Origin of the sequence: Roseibium aggregatum (genome assembly GCF_014692675.1) — a bacterium.
Classification (GTDB): domain Bacteria; phylum Pseudomonadota; class Alphaproteobacteria; order Rhizobiales; family Stappiaceae; genus Roseibium; species Roseibium aggregatum_C.
Window position 1 is genome coordinate 1 of the sequence record NZ_JABFCZ010000007.1, and the last position, 16,262, is coordinate 16,262.

General features: G+C 62.9%; 16 protein-coding genes. 9 read left to right on the forward strand and 7 right to left on the reverse strand.

What is annotated here, in order from left to right:
- Nucleotides 1–941, reverse strand: a 941-nt coding sequence (locus HK439_RS07150) for an AraC family transcriptional regulator (RefSeq protein ID WP_190290711.1), incomplete at its 3' end; no start/stop codon positions are given.
- Between the two features lie 130 nt (nt 942–1,071).
- Here HK439_RS07150 and HK439_RS07155 point away from each other — a divergent pair.
- Nucleotides 1,072–2,151: an MBL fold metallo-hydrolase gene (locus tag HK439_RS07155; RefSeq protein ID WP_190290712.1), complete on the forward strand. Its 1,080-nt coding sequence runs from the start codon at nt 1,072–1,074 to the stop codon at nt 2,149–2,151.
- Nucleotides 2,152–2,223: 72 nt separating this feature from the next.
- Here HK439_RS07155 and HK439_RS07160 read toward each other — a convergent pair whose 3' ends face one another.
- Nucleotides 2,224–4,683, reverse strand: a complete 2,460-nt coding sequence (locus HK439_RS07160; RefSeq protein WP_190290713.1) for a GcvT family protein — start codon at nt 4,681–4,683, stop codon at nt 2,224–2,226.
- Between the two features lie 119 nt (nt 4,684–4,802).
- On the opposite strand from HK439_RS07160, the gene HK439_RS07165 reads away from it, so the two are divergent.
- Complete coding sequence (locus HK439_RS07165; protein WP_190290714.1) at nt 4,803–5,429, forward strand: TetR/AcrR family transcriptional regulator; 627 nt, start codon at nt 4,803–4,805, stop codon at nt 5,427–5,429.
- 36 nt (nt 5,430–5,465) lie between these two features.
- Here the strand turns inward: HK439_RS07165 and HK439_RS07170 are convergent, their stop codons facing one another.
- Nucleotides 5,466–6,941 carry an AMP nucleosidase gene (locus HK439_RS07170; RefSeq protein ID WP_328804120.1) on the reverse strand — a complete coding sequence of 492 codons (1,476 nt, stop codon included), beginning with the start codon at nt 6,939–6,941 and terminating at the stop codon, nt 5,466–5,468.
- A gap of 368 nt (nt 6,942–7,309) precedes the next feature.
- Here HK439_RS07170 and HK439_RS07175 point away from each other — a divergent pair, with 368 nt between their 5' ends.
- From HK439_RS07175 to HK439_RS07195, 5 genes are all read left to right on the forward strand, one after another.
- Nucleotides 7,310–7,993 (forward strand): DNA-3-methyladenine glycosylase I, encoded by a 684-nt coding sequence (locus HK439_RS07175; protein WP_190290716.1) that lies wholly within the window; start codon nt 7,310–7,312, stop codon nt 7,991–7,993.
- A 131-nt stretch (nt 7,994–8,124) separates the two neighbouring features.
- Nucleotides 8,125–9,264, forward strand: a complete 1,140-nt coding sequence (locus HK439_RS07180) for a site-specific DNA-methyltransferase (RefSeq protein ID WP_190290717.1) — start codon at nt 8,125–8,127, stop codon at nt 9,262–9,264.
- Nucleotides 9,265–9,595: 331 nt separating this feature from the next.
- The gene (locus tag HK439_RS07185; protein WP_190290718.1) at nt 9,596–9,802 is read left to right on the forward strand and encodes a cold-shock protein; all 207 of its coding nucleotides are present in this window, start codon (nt 9,596–9,598) and stop codon (nt 9,800–9,802) included.
- Between the two features lie 221 nt (nt 9,803–10,023).
- Nucleotides 10,024–10,245 (forward strand): hypothetical protein, encoded by a 222-nt coding sequence (locus HK439_RS07190; RefSeq protein ID WP_190290719.1) that lies wholly within the window; start codon nt 10,024–10,026, stop codon nt 10,243–10,245.
- A 21-nt stretch (nt 10,246–10,266) separates the two neighbouring features.
- Nucleotides 10,267–10,410 carry a hypothetical protein gene (locus HK439_RS07195; protein WP_190290720.1) on the forward strand — a complete coding sequence of 48 codons (144 nt, stop codon included), beginning with the start codon at nt 10,267–10,269 and terminating at the stop codon, nt 10,408–10,410.
- A gap of 293 nt (nt 10,411–10,703) precedes the next feature.
- On the opposite strand, the gene tyrS is transcribed toward HK439_RS07195, so the two are convergent.
- Nucleotides 10,704–11,984, reverse strand: coding sequence for a tyrosine--tRNA ligase (gene tyrS / locus HK439_RS07200; protein ID WP_190290721.1), 1,281 nt, complete (start codon nt 11,982–11,984; stop codon nt 10,704–10,706).
- A 222-nt stretch (nt 11,985–12,206) separates the two neighbouring features.
- A complete protein-coding gene (locus HK439_RS07205) occupies nt 12,207–12,659 on the reverse strand; it encodes a MarR family winged helix-turn-helix transcriptional regulator (RefSeq protein ID WP_190290722.1) in 453 nt (150 codons plus the stop codon).
- A 96-nt stretch (nt 12,660–12,755) separates the two neighbouring features.
- On the opposite strand from HK439_RS07205, the gene HK439_RS07210 reads away from it, so the two are divergent.
- Nucleotides 12,756–13,418 carry a glutathione S-transferase family protein gene (locus HK439_RS07210; RefSeq protein ID WP_190290723.1) on the forward strand — a complete coding sequence of 221 codons (663 nt, stop codon included), beginning with the start codon at nt 12,756–12,758 and terminating at the stop codon, nt 13,416–13,418.
- Here the strand turns inward: HK439_RS07210 and HK439_RS07215 are convergent.
- Both HK439_RS07215 and HK439_RS07220 read right to left on the reverse strand, forming a co-directional pair.
- Nucleotides 13,415–14,023, reverse strand: a complete 609-nt coding sequence (locus HK439_RS07215; RefSeq protein ID WP_190290724.1) for a hemerythrin domain-containing protein — start codon at nt 14,021–14,023, stop codon at nt 13,415–13,417. The two genes, HK439_RS07210 and HK439_RS07215, sit on opposite strands and share 4 nt — an antisense overlap.
- 210 nt (nt 14,024–14,233) lie before the next feature.
- Nucleotides 14,234–14,719, reverse strand: a complete 486-nt coding sequence (locus HK439_RS07220) for a MarR family winged helix-turn-helix transcriptional regulator (RefSeq protein ID WP_190290725.1) — start codon at nt 14,717–14,719, stop codon at nt 14,234–14,236.
- Nucleotides 14,720–15,021: 302 nt separating this feature from the next.
- Here HK439_RS07220 and HK439_RS07225 point away from each other — a divergent pair, with 302 nt between their 5' ends.
- Nucleotides 15,022–16,134 (forward strand): C4-dicarboxylate TRAP transporter substrate-binding protein, encoded by a 1,113-nt coding sequence (locus HK439_RS07225; RefSeq protein WP_190290726.1) that lies wholly within the window; start codon nt 15,022–15,024, stop codon nt 16,132–16,134.
- Nucleotides 16,135–16,262 lie beyond the last annotated feature (128 nt).

Below are 16,262 nucleotides of genomic sequence, written 5' to 3' on the forward strand. Positions count from 1 at the left end.
CCCCCCGCCACCGCCGCAGCGCGGAAATCACTCGGGCTCGCCCCCCGGTTCCGCTTGAACGCGACACTAAACGCAAACGGGTCGGTGTAGCCGACCTGGGCGGCGATGGTGGCCAGGGTCTGGCCGCGGTGCTGGAGGAGGTCGGCGGCGAGCGCCATGCGGTGGTTGGTGAGGAAGGTGATCGGCGGTTCGCCGACGACCTCGCGGAAGCGGCGGGCGAGCGTGGCGCGGGACACGTGGCAGCGGTCCGACAGGCTCTCGATGGTCCAGGGTTGGGCCGGCTCGGCGTAGAGCAGCTTGAGCGCGCGGGTGACGACGGGATCGCCGTCGGATTTCCAGTCGGGCGCGGAGGCGGTGTCGGGCCGGGCGGCCCAGGCCTTCAGCGCCGACGTCAGAAGAAGATCCACCAGCCGGTCGAGCACGGCGGCCTGGCCGTCCTCGTCGCGGCCCATTTCCTCGCACAGGAGGTCCACCAGCGGCGAACGCCACTCCTCGCGGGTGATCACGAGGATCGGCGGCAGGACGGCGTTGAGCCGGTCGCTGGTGCGGCTGAGGTTCTCGTAGGCCGCCACAGTGAAGACGGTGTCGCCAGCCGGGTCGTTGCCCCAGGTTCTGACGCCGTGGAGCATGCTTTCGCTCACCGAATTGCCGTCGTTGTCGCGGCAGTCCTGGTTGCGGAAGATCGTCACCGTGGGCGCGCGTTCCGGCGTGTCGGCAATGGCGAAGCGGGTGTTGGCGCGGGCGATGGCGATGTCGCCGGGGCGGATCTCGACGGGTGCGCTGTCGTCGGAGAGGAGCCAGAACGAGGACTTCACGCCCGCAAGCAGGGTCAGGGGCGATTCCGGCGCAACGAGGATCGACCACGGCGCAGACATGACCGCGCGCAGGGCAAACGCTTCACGCGCCCTGGTCCCTTCGAGCATGTTCAAAATCGCCGTCATGGGGCGAGATTAGACGATCACAAATGCATTTGGAACTGCCGGACATGGCCCGGAAGACGGTCTGCGATCATCTTGGCCAGCGGGTCGCAGAGAGCCTGCGACACCGGACTTTCGAAGAGGATCAGGACCAATGCAAATCATCCCCACAAGGCTTGCCGCCTGGACGATCGCGGCGATCGTTTCCGGCTTTGCCATGAGCGCCGCCGCCCAGTCGGACACCAAACCCGACAACGCAATCAAGCGCCACACGGCCGATACGATCAGCATGGACCCGGCGAACCCGAGCTATTTCGGCAATTTCGCGCCCGAGCTGGCGAAGACGGTGGCGCGCAAGCCGGCGCTCGATGCCGAGACCGGCCTTTCGGTGCAGGAGGTCAAGCCGGGGCTGTTCTACGTCACCGACGGCATCTACCAGTCGGCGTTCCTGGTGACGGAAGACGGCATCGTCGTCTTCGACGCGCCGAAGAGCTTCGCCGACCGGCTGCCCGCGGCGATCGCGCAGAATTCGTCAGGCAAAAAGATCACCACGCTGATCTACAGCCACGACCACGCCGACCACATCGGCGGCGCGGGCGTCTTCGCCGAGGTGCCGGGGCTTGAGGTGATCACGTCGGCTTCCGTCGCCGACAGCCTGGAAAGCGACGGCTATCCGGGGGTGATGGCGCCGACGCGCACCTTTGAAGGCCATCTGGAACTCAAGCCCGGCGGCGTCGACATCCAGCTCGACACCGCGGCCTATCATTCCGAAGACGAGGACGTGATCGCCTACCTGCCGGGCCTCAAGTTCCTGATCGCGATCGACACGATCACGCCGGGCGAGGTGCCGTTCATGAACTTCGGCGCGACGGCCGATTTCGGACGCTACCTGACGGTGTTCGACACGCTGCTCGGATACGACTTCGACCTGCTCCTGCCCGGCCATATCTCGGTGCTCGGCACCCGCCAGGACGTGATCGACAACCGCGACTATGCCTTTGACGTGCGCGACACGGTGCTCGCCAAGATGGAGACCATGTACCAGAGGTTCGGGGAGCTTCATGCCGCCACCAACTACGTCAACGACAACCTGACCTACCGCATGGCGATCGAAGGCATGCGCAACGAATGTGCCGCCGAGATCATCGACCGCTGGTCGGAGCGCCTGTCGGTGGTCGACATCTATGCCGACAGCCACTGCGAAACGGCGATCCTCTATTACATCATGCACTAAAGGCAGAGCCGATTTCGCAACGCCCGCCGCCCGGATCGCACGTTGGTCCGGGCGGCGCGCTTTTTTATGCGATCAGCTCTTCACCCGCTCCATGGCCGGATCGAACATCGGCTGCAGGGAGGCCCTTGCCTTGATGCGCTTACCGGCAACGTCGATCTCCCAATCGCCGGTCCTGACGATTTCGGCGGTGAGCGGTTCGTCGAGTTCGGCAAAGCCGATGCCGACCGCGCCGCCGAGGGTGTGGCCATAGGCGCCGACCTGGATGTGGCCGACTTGCCTGCCGTCCAGACAGATCAGCTCGTTGCCGTAAAGCAGCGGCTCGGGATCGGCGAGCAGGAATTGCAGCATGCGGTTCTTCGGCACGCCCGCCGCCTTGATTTCGGCGAGCGCGTCGCGGCCGATGAAACCGCCCGGCTTGTCCAGTTTCACCGCAAAGCCGAGCCCCGCCTCGATCGGGTTGTCGGTGTTGTCCACGTCAACGCCGAAGTCGCGGTAGGCCTTCTCGAGCCGGAGCGAGGACAGGGTCTGCATGCCGGCATTGCGAAGGCCGAACTCTTCTCCTGCCGCCATCAGCAGATCATAGACCTGAACGGCATGCAGGCCCGGCACGTGCAGTTCCCAGCCGAGTTCGCCGACATAGGTCACGCGCAGCGCGAGCACCTCGAAGAAGCCGACGTCGATATGGCGTGCGGTCATGAACGGGAAGGCCTCGCTGGAAAGGTCCGCCTCGCTCACCTTGCGCATCAGGTCGCGGGCTTTTGGCCCATGAATGTTGATCTGGGTGATCCCGGGGGTGATGTCGGTGATGGTGACGAACTCGTCCGCGCCGATGTGGCGGCGCATCCAGGTCTCCGTGTGGCCGTGGCTGTTTTCGCCCACCACCACGAGGAAACGGTCGCGGGCCAGTCGGGTCACGGTCAAATCGGCCTCGAAGCCGCCCAGGTCATTCGTCCAGGCGGTGTAGACGACACGGCCCGGCGCCACGTCGACATCGTTGCAGCTGATCCGGCTCAGAAGCGCACAGGCATCGCGGCCCTGCACCAGGAACTTGGCCATGGACGACATGTCCATCAGGATCACGTCCTCGCGGGCCGCCCGGTGTTCGGCGGCGTGCCAGTCGAACCAGTTCTGGCGGCCCCAGCTGTATCTGTCGACCTTGGCCTCGGCGGGCGTCGGTGCGAACCAGTCGGGCAGTTCCCAGCCGTGGCTTTCGCTGAAACAGGCGCCGGCGGCCTTGAGCCGGTCGTAGAGCGCGGACTGCTTGAGGCCGCGCGCGGTCTTGAAGCTTTCGTTGGGAAAATGCGCGCCGAAGCTTTTCGCCAGCAATTCCGGCGTGCGGGCGCGGCGGAAGGCAGGCGTGTTGTGACTGCCGTCGGCGAAACGGTCGGCATTGAACCGGGTGTGATCGACCGGGCAATGGCCCTCGACGATCCAGTGCGCCAGCGCCATGCCGATGCCCGGTCCGTTGAGGATGCCGAGCGAATTGAGCCCCGCCGCGACCCAGCAATTGCGCAAGGACGGCGCCTCGCCGACCAGCGGTGCGAGATCGGGGGTGAAGCTTTCCGGTCCGCAGAACAGCTTGCGGATGCCGGCGTTGGCTGCGGACGGCACCCGCCTGAAGGCCAGTTCCAGATGCGGCGCCATCCGGTCCCAGTCGGGGTCGATCTCGCCGAAGGAGAAATTCTCCGGGATCGTGTCGATGTGCCATGGCGCGGCGTCGGGCTCGAACAGACCGACCAGCAGCCCGCCCACCTCCTCGCGGAAATAGGCCCAGCTATGCGGGTCCTCCACCAGCGGCAGGTCGCGGCTGAAACCCGCCATCGGCTCGGTGATGAGGTAATAGTGTTCGGCGGCCTGCAGCGGCAGGTTCAGTCCGGCCCGGGCGCCGATCTGGCGGGACCACATGCCGGCGGCGATCACCACGTGTTCGGCGGCGATATCGCCCTTGTCGGTGCGCACGCCGACCGCGCGGCCGTTTTCGGTCAGGATGTCCAGGACGCTCGTGTCCTCGATGATGCGGGCGCCCCTGCTGCGTGCGCCGCGCGCCAGTGCCATGGTCGTGTCCACCGGGTTGGTGCGCCCTTCGAGCGGATACCAGAAGGCGGCGATGGTGTCGGAGAAATCGCCGATGGGAAACCGTTCGGCGGCCTCGGCCGGCGTGATCTCGTGGACCTCGATGCCGAAGCGGTTCATGAAGGCAGCACCCCGCCGCATCTCTTCCAGCCGTTCCGGCGTGTCGGCGGGCTGGATATAGCCGACCTGACGGAAGCCGGTGGCCTGGCCGGTTTCAGCTTCCAGTCCGGCAATCAGGTTCCGGCCATAGGTGTAAAGCTCGCACTCCCACTCGCTGCCGAGCACGGCCGGCACGATCTCGCCGGCCGCGTGCCATGTCGTTCCCGACGTCAGCTTGTCGCGCTCCAGCACCACCACATCGCTCATGCCGAGCCGCGTCAGGTGATAGGCCAGGTTACAGCCGATCGATCCGCCGCCGATGATCACGGCCTGGGCGTGGGTGGGGAAATTATTGCTCATGGAGGGCTCCTGTGACGACTCCGGCCGGGATTTCCGATTTGACCCGAGCTTAGGATTGACCCGGCCTGCAAATCAAGTCATTGATTGAATGAACATTCAGTGGAAGAAGCCGGACAGCCATGACGGAGACTGTCAAAAAGCCCAGAACCGCGCCGCCGGAAGTGCGTCGCAAGCAGCTGATCGATGCGACCATCAGCTGCATCAGCAGGTCCGGTATTCCGGGCACGACGCTGACGGCGGTGACGAAGGAAGCCGGCCTGTCGCTGGGCATCGTCAACTTCCACTTCAAGAACAAGGACGCGCTGCTTGCCGAGACGTTGAATGCGCTTGCTGAGGAACATCGCGCGCTGTGGATGAAGGCGCTGGACCGCCCGGACCTTAGTGCGGCCGCCAAGCTTCGCGCCATGGTCGAGGCCCAGTTTCATCCGCGCATCTGCAGCCGCAAGAAGCTGACCGTCTGGTTCGCCTTCTTCGGCGAGACCGCACACCGCAAGTCCTATCGCACCATCTCGTCGCATATCGACATGGAGCGGCAGGAGATCTGCGCGGACCTGTGCCGGCAGATCATCGGGGACGGGGGCTATTCCGATCTGGATGCCGAAGGCGTGACGCTGACGCTCGAAAGCCTGTTCGACGGCTTCTGGCTCAACATGCTCATGTATCCGGCGAAGTTCTCAAGGGAAGCAGCGGCGGACCAAACCCTGAAGTACCTGGCAACGGTCTTTCCAGGGCATTTCAGGCCCTGAATTCCCCGCTCAATATTGACGGTTTCCAGGCGGCGCCTATTGAAACGCCGTCTCGGCGAAGCTTCTGAGTTTGCGGGAGTGCAGGCGGTCGCTCGGCATGCCGCGCAGCTTTTCCAGGGCGCTGATGCCGATCTCCAGGTGCTGGGCGACCTGGCGCTTGTAGAAATCCGTCGCCATGCCGGGGAGTTTCAATTCGCCGTGGAGCGGCTTGTCGGAGACGCACAGCAGCGTGCCGTAGGGCACGCGGAAGCGGAAGCCGTTGGCGGCGATGGTGGCCGATTCCATGTCCAGCGCGATCGCGCGCGACTGGGAGAAGCGCCTGACCAGCTCGCTCTGGTTCCACAGTTCCCAGTTGCGGTTGTCGATGGAGGCGACGGTGCCGGTGCGCATCACCCGTTTCAGCTCGTAGCCGTCATAGCCGGTGATCTCCGCCACCGCGTCCTCCAGCGCCACCTGCACCTCCGCCAGCGGCGGGATCGGCACCCAGACGGGCAGATCCTGGTTGAGCACGTTGTCCTCGCGCACATAACCGTGGGCGAGCACGTAGTCGCCGAGCGTCTGACTGTTCCTGAGACCCGCGCAGTGGCCGAGCATCAGCCAGGCGTGGGGCCTCAGGACCGCGATATGGTCGGTGATGGTCTTGGCGTTGGACGGGCCGACGCCGATGTTGACCATGGTGATGCCGGCATTGCCCTTGCGCTTCAGATGATAGGCCGGCATTTGCGGCAGTTTGGAAAGGGCCGCCCCGGACGCGCCGCCCTCCCCGGGCAGCGTGATCAGGTTACCCGGTTCGACAAAGGCCTCGTAGCCGCTGTCCGGATCCGCCAGCAGCTGGTGGGACATGCGGCAGAATTCGTCGATATAGAACTGGTAGTTGGTAAAGAGCACGTAGTTCTGGAAATGCTCGGCCGCCGTTGCCGTGTAGTGCTGCAGCCGGTGCAGGGAATAGTCCACCCTGGGTGCTGTAAAGGAGGCGAGCGGCAGAACGCCGTCGACCGGCTCGTAGGTGCCGTTGGCAATGGCATCGTCCATCAGCGACAGGTCCGGCAGGTCGAAGACGTCCGCCAGCGGCCGGTCCAGGTTGGCGGCGGCCGCCCCGCCCTCCACATGGGTGCCGTCGTAAAAGGCGAAGTGCAACGGGATCGGGATTTCGGAATCGCCGATCATCACCGGCCGATCGTGGTTGCGCACCAGAAGCGCGATCTGGGCCTCCAGGTAGGAGCGGAACAGGTCCGGACGGGTCACGCTCGTCGCGTGGACGCCGGGGCGGGAGACGAAGCCGTAGGAGAGACGGCTGTCGAGCCGGGCATGGCTTTCGGTGGTGATCTGCACCTGCGGATAAAACGCCCGGACACGGCCCTCCAGCGGTTCGCCTTCCAGATGCTTGTAAAAGGCCGATCTCAGAAACTCGGTGTTGGCCTCGAAGATTTCGATCAGGCGGTCGACGGCTTTTTCTGCGTCCGTGAACGCCTCGAATGCGTGCGCAGGTGCCAGTTCTACCGGGCGCGTCACCGGGGCCCTGAAATAGCCGGATGTGTCGGACAAGACCGTCTCCTTGTTGTTATCTTTATCAGGTCAGGATCGCATGTTCGCCTGTCCCGTCAATGACCCTGCCCCGGAATTTTGAAAAATTTTTCACGGATGGAAGAATTTTTGAATTTGGCGCGGAGTGCATTGGGATACCACCGCTTTTGCCACGTTGGCGATGTGAGTGGATTGCCCGGACTTCGCCGGGCAATGACACCGGCGAGAGGCAAGGCTTACCCACACATACTGCGTCATCACACGGCGAAGTCCGGGTGATCCAATCCACGCCGCCATGTAGCACTGGATGGCGAACCCGGCAGGCTGCTATTCTCAGACTTTCAGGGAGGAGTCACATGCGTTCATTCAGCCGGATCGAAGAACTCGCCAGCGCCCGCAAGGGCGGGGCGGAAGGGCTTGCGGAGCTGCTCTCCGGTCATCAGCCGAAATCGCCGGCGGAGCTGCGCAATGTCGGCGACGACCGGTGGCTTGCCATGTTCACCCGCTGCATCTTCCAGGCGGGCTTCAACTGGAAGGTGATCGATGCCAAGTGGGACGGGTTCGAGGAAGCTTTCCATAATTTCGACCCGGCCTTCCTCGCCTTCCAGCCGGACGAGTTCTACGACGGCCTGATGTCGGACACGCGCATCGTGCGCAACGGCGGCAAGATCCGCTCCGTTCCGGACAACGCCCGGTTCCTGTGCGACCTCGCCAAGGAGCACGGCAGCGCCGCCGCCTTCTTCGCCGATTATCCGGTGACCGACCAGACCGGGCTGATGGAGCTTTTGAAGAAACGCGGCAGCCGGCTCGGCGGCAACACCGGCCAGTATGCGCTCCGCTTCATGGGCAAGGAGAGTTTCATCCTGTCGAAGGACGTGGTTAATGCCCTGATCCGCGAAGGCGTTGTTGAAAACGATGCCCTGTCGAAAAAAAATCTGGCCGCAATCCAGGCCGCATTTAACGAATGGAAAGCCGCCTCCGGGCACAACCTGAACGAAATCAGCAGAATTCTGGCCTTTTCGGTCGGGACAGTCGATTAACTTCTCGTAAAGCTTTTACCAGTGTAAACAAACTATTGAAATTGCGGTATTTTTCTTTTTCACGGTTTAACCGCTGATTTACCAAACCCGGTAACCATGACACTCGAAATTGCGTGAGGTATTGCGTCGCAATGAGAGTACTGCGTACCGGGGTGTCCACCGTGGCACCCCACCCGTCCCATCGGCCGGCCGGCGAGGCTGCCTGGCTCGACACGATCCTGAAGGGCGACTGCGTTGCCGCCCTTGAGAAGCTGCCTGCGAAGTCGGTGGATCTGGTCTTTGCCGATCCGCCCTACAATCTTCAGCTCGGCGGCGATCTGCACCGGCCCGACCAGTCCAAGGTCGACGCCTGCGACGATCACTGGGATCAGTTCGAGAGCTTCGAGGCCTATGACGCCTTCACCCGCGCCTGGCTTCTGGCCGTGCGCCGCGTGATGAAGGACGACGGCTCGATCTACGTGATCGGCTCCTATCACAACATCTTCCGCGTCGGCGCGATCCTGCAGGATCTCGGCTTCTGGATCATGAACGACATCGTCTGGCTGAAGTCGAACCCGATGCCGAACTTCCGCGGCAAGCGCTTCACCAATGCCCATGAGACGATCATCTGGGCGACGAAGTCGAAGGAGTCCAAGCCGACCTTCAACTATGACGCGCTGAAGGTGTTCAACGACGATCTGCAAATGCGCTCCGACTGGCACCTGCCGCTGTGCACCGGTTCCGAACGGCTGAAGGACGACGCGGGGCAGAAGGTGCACCCGACCCAGAAGCCGGAATCCCTGCTCTACCGGGTGCTGACCGCCTCCTCCCAGCCGGGCGACATCGTGCTCGACCCGTTCTTCGGCACCGGCACCACCGGTGCTGTCGCCAAGAAGCTCGGCCGGCATTTCGTCGGTGTCGAGCGGGAACAGGATTACATCGACGCCGCCACCGCGCGGATCGAGGCCATCGAGGCCGGTTCCGGCGTGTCGCTGGAAATGCAGAAGGGCAAGCGCGCGGAAAAGCGCATTCCCTTCGGCACCCTGCTGGAATCCGGTCTTCTGGAACCGGGCACCGAGCTTTCCTGTGCAAAGGGCAAACACCTGGCCATCGTGCGCGCCGACGGTTCCTTGAAGTCCGGCGATCACACCGGCTCGATCCACAAGGTGGGCGCGCTGGTGCAGGGTCAGGAGGCCTGCAACGGCTGGACCTTCTGGCACGTTAAGAAGGGCCGTTCGCGCTCGCCGATCGACGAGCTGCGCAAGGAAATCAGATCCCGTCTGCAGGCATAAGCACGACGGCTTTCGCGACTTCCCCGCGAACCCTCACGCCTCCGGTGAAAGCCGGGGGCGTCTTTATTTTCGTACCTTTATTTTATTTTTCCAACCGGTACAGCACTGATTTAAAAGAGCTTTTTTATATATTTTTCCAGAAATTACTTCTTCTTCAAAAAATAAAGATGGATTATTTACCCGAACGCACCTATGTATTCTTTATAAATTATTTTGGACTGACGTTTACTTCGACGTAAAATATCGAATTATCTGTACAAATCCATAAAATTTATCGCAATGGAAGTGGAGAAAACCTTTTCTCCGCAGGTGCGTTAATTCGGAAAAAATCATGAAAAACGGAACAGTAAAATTCTTCGACAGCCAGCGCGGCTTTGGTTTCATCACGCCTGACGACGGCGCCAAGGACGTGTTCGTCCACATCAGCGCCCTGCAGAGCGCCGGCATCGAGACGGTGGTCGAAGGCCAGCAGCTGACTTTCAGTGTCGAGCAGGACGCACGCGGTCGCTTCAACGCCACCGGCGTCCAGGCCGCCTGACCCAACCGGCCGATCTCCGGCACGCCCCGCAAGGGGCGTGACAGGATCCAGACGACGACCTTATCGGGCGGCAGGCAGCGACACTGCGCCGCCGCCCGGTACACCAATCGCAGCGACCGCGTCGCTGCGGGCCTTCGGGCGCAGACCTGACGCACATCCCCACCGGGCGCGTTGAGGTCCTGCCGAGGCCGCGGTTTCACCCCGCACAAGGAAAATCTGAAATGGCACTTCATCGATTCTCGGTCGGACAACAGGTCCGCATGACCGGCTGGCGCCGGCAATCGGCCGGTCCGGCCGAAACGTTCCGCGTCGTGGCGACGCTTCCGGAGCGCAACGACCTGCTTCAATACCGCATTCGCAGCGACAACGAGCGCCACGAACGGGTCACGACCGAAGACAATCTTGAAAACGCGGACACGGCCTCGTTCTGGAAATCCGCGTAATATCCCCGGAAGGAACATCCGATGGCCAAGGGCCAACTGCGCAGTAACCGCGAAAAGAGAAAACCCAAGCAGCCGAAAAAGGTCGAGGCGGCACCCGTCGCCTTCGGCTCTCAGGTTGAAGCAATCAAGAACCGGGACGCTGCCGGCCGCAAGGGCAAGTCCTGAAGCGACACTGCTTGCTGGCCGGCTGAACCATCAAGGCTCACCGGCAACGCCCGATATTGAACTGCACAAGCGCCTCCGGCTTCCGGCCGGGGGCGTTTTGTTATCGGGGACGGCCTGCGTGTCCCCTTCCCTTTCCACCCGACCAATTCTCTCCGCCACACCGTGGCTCGACCATGGCATCCATGCCGTGACGTTTCATCCCGTAATCGCTTCGACAAATGGCGCCGAAACGGCATGGATGCCCGGATCAGGTCCGGGCATGACGGCGGAGAGTGTGATGAAGCTTGCCGCCCTTACCCGAATTCCACCAGCGCCTTGCGTCTCTTGCCGACGGCCAGGGACAGCCGGTCCTCCGCCCCCAGATCGCCGCTTGAAATCCGGCGGCGGGGATCGTCAACGACCTGGCCGTTGAGGCGGACGCCGCCGGCTTCGACCAGGCGGCGGGCCTCGCCGTTGGAGGCGGCGAAGCCGACACCGACGATCAGTTCCAGCAGGCCGAGGCCTTCTGCCAGCCTGTGCCGCTCCATCCGGTGGGTCGGCTCGGCGATTTCGTCGCTCCCTGAAAACAGGGCATCGCCCTGTTCCAGGGCCGCGCGGGCCGCATCGGGTCCGTGGACGATGGCGGTGACCTGGGTCGCCAGGATCTTCTTGGCCTCGTTGAGTTCGGCGCCTTGGAGCTCCGACAGGCGGATCACCTCGCTGATCGGCATTTCGGTGAAGAGGCGCAGGAAGCGGGGCACGTCGGCATCGGCGGTATTGCGCCAGAACTGCCAGAAGCCGAAGGACGACAGGTGCTCGGGATGAAGCCAGACGGCGCCGTCGGCGGTCTTGCCCATCTTGGTGCCGGACGCCGTCGTCAGCAGCGGCACGGTCAGGCCGAACAGGCGGCGGGCGTCGCAGCGGCGGCCGAGCTCGATGCCGTTGACGATGTTGCCCCACTGGTCGGAGCCGCCGATCTGGAGCGTGCAGTCGTGGCGGCGCGCCAGTTCCAGAAAGTCCACCGCCTGCAGCATCATGTAGCAGAATTCCAGCACGGTCAGCGGCTGCTGGGCCTCGATCCGCGACTTGACGCTGTCGAAGGTGAGCATGCGGTTGACGGTGAACTGGCTGCCGTAGTCGCGCAGGAACTCCAGGAAGCGGAACTCGGTGAGCCATTCGGCGTTGTCGACCAGAAGCGCACCGTCGGGCCCGCGCATGTCGACGAGCCGTTCCACCGAGCGGCGGATGCCGGCGATGTTGGCGGCAATCTGGCTTCCGTCCAGAAGCGGCCGGGCGTCGTTGCGAAAGCTCGGATCGCCGACCTGGCTGGTGCCGCCGCCAAGAACGACGATCGGCCGGTGGCCGAGCTTCTGCAGCCAGCGCAGGGTCATCAGCGGCATCAGATGGCCGACGTGGAGGCTTGCGCCGGTGGCGTCGAACCCGGCGTAGGCGGTCACGGGCCCCGAAGCGAGCGCCTCGTCCAGCGCTTCGATATCGGTACACTGGTTGATCAGGCCGCGTTCGAAGAGCACCTGGGCTGCTTCGGATTTGAGCTTCGTTGCCGGCTTTCCGGCTTCAATCATGTGGGTGGTCATGTTCGGCTTCCTGGGGATCGGCCCGCCAGGTGCCCTTTTCAAACCAAAAAGCCGCCTGACGCGGCGGCTTTTTCGGGTTCGTTCAGTGAGACAAGATCCTACGCAGCCGCCGATATGTCGGTGACGTAGTAATAAAATCCGGTGAGGGCGAAGATCTCGTTGCTCATGGATGTTAGATGCGCGACGGCGGCGGATAAGTCAAGTCCACTTGCGAACCGGCAATCAATCGGGGGACCTGTCCGGCAGGAGCCGCGCCAGGATCGCTCCCAGTTGCTCCGCATCGCCTTCTTCCAGTCGCGCGGAAAAGTGACGGTGGATCGCAGCCGCATAGGCCGGCCACATGCGTTTCAACAGTTCCACCCCCTCCCCGGTCAGGCGCACGACCACCGAGCGGCCGTCGGTTTCGGATTTCTCCTTCGACACATAACCGGCGGTCTCCAGCCGCGCCAGCAGACGGGAGATATTGTACTGGGCAAGCAGGGTGCGGTTCTCGATCTCAGACGGGCTCAGTGCCCCGTCCCGTTCCCGCTTCAATTCCAGCAGGACGTCATACCAGCCAAGGGGCGGGAAGCCCTGCTTCTTCAGGTCCGCCTCCACCGCCGCGAGCACGTACGTGCTGGCGCGAATCAAGCGAGCCCAGGCGGCAGTCTCGATTTCACTCGGGGTCTTCGACATCGCCCCAGCTAGCACTTTTCATGCACTTGCATCAATCTTGATTTTTAAATGCAGTTGCATATATTTTTATGCAGATGCATTCAAATGGAGTTTCCGATGACATCCGACCTCACGCTCGTCAGCCATTCGCTTTGCCCCTATGTCCAGCGGGCAGCCATTGCTCTTGCAGAAAAGGGCGTCCCCTTCGAACGGGTCACGATCGACCTGTCGGACAAGCCGGACTGGTTCCGGAAGGTCTCGCCGCTCGGCAAGGTGCCGCTTCTGAAGACCGGCGAGACCTATCTGTTCGAATCCGCGCCGATCCTGGAATATCTGGAGGACAGCCAACCCCGGCCGCTTCATCCGCGCGATCCGGTCGCGCGCGCCCGGCATCGGGCCTATATCGAATTCGGCTCGCAGGTGCTGAACGGCATCGGCGCCCTCTATGACGCTGCCGACCGGCAGGGTTTCGAGGAAAAGGCGGCAGCCCTGCGGGAGAAGTTTCTCCACCTGGAGCAGGAACTGGATGGAGAAGGGCCTTTCTTCAGCGGCCCCGATTTCAGCCTCGTGGACGCGACCTTCGGGCCCGTGTTCCGCTATTTCGACGTCTTCGACCGGCTGGGCCGGTTCGGAATTCTGGATGGGCTGGAGAAGGTCGGGCGCTGGCGAGACAACCTGGCGAAGCGGAGGTCGGTCGTCGAGGCGGTCGCAGCGGACTATCCGGCGGACCTGACGCGCTTCCTCAAACGTCGGCAGTCCTGGATCTCCGGATTAATCTAGGAAATGCCGAGTTCTTCCTCGCCCCGGTCCAGGATGAGCGGCACGACGAGGTCTTCCTCGTCGTCTAGGTGGCGCATGAGGCCGCCGAGCAGACGGTCGCTGGCCATGCCGAAGGTCTCCGCCGCTCTCAGGATCGCATCCCTGTCGCCTTCGCCCAGCGCCTTGAAAAAGGCGTTTGCGCTTTCAACGATATTTGCGATCCGGTGATCCAGCCATTCGTGGTCGTTTTCAAGAAGCTGGAACCCCGGCAGGAGACGTTTTTCGGCCTCCGCGAACACCGGAAAATAGTGGTTGTCCTCGATGATATGATGATGGTGAAGCCCGGTCAGGAAGTGCTGCAGGTTGCTGCCGAAATGGTGGGCGAAGGGCTTTGCCTCCACCTCGCCTTCCCGAAACTTCGTCAGCGCCACGTCCAGGACGCCGCCCATTTCGCGAAAGCCGTTGTGGCGGGCCAGCCAGAATTCGGTCAGCGGCCCGAGGTTGTGGTGCGCCTGCCAGCCCTCGCGCGGGTGGGATTTCAGGAGATAAAGCCACTCGTCCGGAAGACCGGTCCGCATGGACAGATCGGACGGGCCTTCCGCCGGGCTGACTGCTTTTTCGTTCATGGTGCTCTCCGCCTCCGGGCGGATCGTGTCCGGGTCATCGCTACCGCAAGACTATCTAGGGCGCGCGGGCAGATCGGCCACATGACTCCCCCGAAAACCGGGATGCCCAGATTATAGCAAAAGTGGACCAAAAACGACCGTTTCGGCAGGCGGCAGCCGCGATTCAGGCGGTTTCCTCCGGTCCTGCCGAAGCGCGAATACCCGTCCGGTTCAGTCCGCAGTAGCACCGGGGACATCCATCCCGAGATATTTCCTGAGAAGGCGCATGAGCTGTTGGGTCTCGCGTGCGGTCAAGCCGCTCGGACGCGCCGCATCGCTTTCCGTCAGCACCGGCTTCATCGCGTCGACGAAGGCGGCTCCTTCGGGGGTCAGGTAAAGCTGGATCGCGCGCCGGTCTTCCTCCGACTGTTCCCTCCTGACCCAGCCATCGGCCTCGAAAGACTTGATGAGCTTGGTGGTATAGGCCAGCTTGAGCTTCAGCATTTCCGCCAGTTCGCCATGGCGGATGCCCGGATTTTCGCGGATCAGGATCAGGGCGGAAATCTGCGCGGGACGCATTCCCTTGGGCGTCAGTTCCTCGCTGAAATGCTCAAAGACATAGGCCTGGGCAAGCGAAATCAGGAAGCCGGACATGTTCTCCAGTCCGCCATAGGACCGTTCTTCGCAGGTCGCGTCGGATTTGAGATTCTCTTGCATGCTCACCGTCTCGATTACCGTCCCGGCCGAAGTCCAGCTGGCAGACACGCGATGCTGACTGCGTATCCGAAGCTGATGCTGGAACATTCCTCAATCCGCGACCCTGAAGCCGCTACCCGATAGTGTCTATAGCCCCTGCCTGTCCCGAGCAACTCCGGCCGGCCTTTTAGTTCATGAGGATAGCTTTCTAGCATCGAATTAAGTTTACGTGTGAAGTTTTTATGCTAGGCTCTGCCGGACTTTGCGACCGCATTCAGAAGAACCCCAACCATGCGGCCAAAGACGAAACAGGGAGGAAATTCATGAAACGGCTACTGATCGGCGCCGTTGCCGCGGCTTCAATCGCGGTATCGGCCCACGCGGAAGATCTTCGGGTATCGCCCGGCGTTCCGTCCGCGCACCCCGCCTACAGCCACGGCTATGCACATCTGCTCAAATATCTTCCGGAAGAATCGAACGGCGCGCTGACCGCGACCCTGATCGGACCGGAGGTCGTCAGCCTCGGCCAGATGAAAGAGGCGCTCCAGGCCGGCGTCACCCAGGTCGGGCTGCTGCTGCCGCTCTATTTCCCGGCGGACTTCCCCTATCTCAGCATTCCGTCCGAAGTCGCACTGGTGGGAACCTCGCCCGATGCGATGGGCGCGGCGATGACCGAGTTCGTCGTCACCTGCGAACCCTGCCAGAAGGAACTGAAAGCCTTCGGCGTGGTGTTCCTGGGCTCCGGCTCGACGGATATCTATCACCTGCTGACGACCAAACCGGTCAAGAGCCTCGAAGACCTGAAGGGGCTCCGGCTGCGCTCGGGCGGATCGCCCTGGTCCCGGTTTGCCGAAGCCTTCGGCGCGGTGCCGGTGAGCATGCCGGTGGGCGAAACCTTCGAAGCCATGTCGCAGGGGGCCATCGACGGCACAGCCACATCCTACGGCGACCTGTTGTCCTTCCGGCTGGTCGAGGTCACCAAGGACATCAACACGATCAACCTGGGCACCTATCACGCCACGTCCTATTTCACAGTCAACGGGCAAACCTGGGCCGGCCTGAAACCGGAAGACCGGGCGGCGCTCGCGCGGGCGGCGAACCGGGCGAATGCGGACACCACGCTTCGCTGGGCACACGAACTGACAGCGGCCGCAACGGCTGCTGCGGAAAAGGCCGGCATCACCTTCACCGACCCGCCGGCGGACATGGCCGAAGCGGTCAAGGCCTACGCCGCGAAGGATGCGGAAGCCGTCGCAAAACTCTATGCGGAACGAGACGGCATCACCGAAGCCGACGCCATGGTGAAACGCTTCCTGACGCTCGTCGACAAGTGGAACGGGATTGTAGCCGAAACCGGTCCCGATGCCGAAGCCATCGCAGCCAAGGTCCAGGAAGAAGTCTGGTCCAAGGTCGACTATTCGACCTACGGGCTCTAACCAACCGGATTGAACAACAAGGGCGGCCGCTGCAGCGGCCGCCCTTTTTTATTCGCAACTACGGCCCTTGCTCTCGTCTCCCCCCTTGAGGGGGAGATGTCCGCGTCAGCGGACAGAGGGGTGTGTCC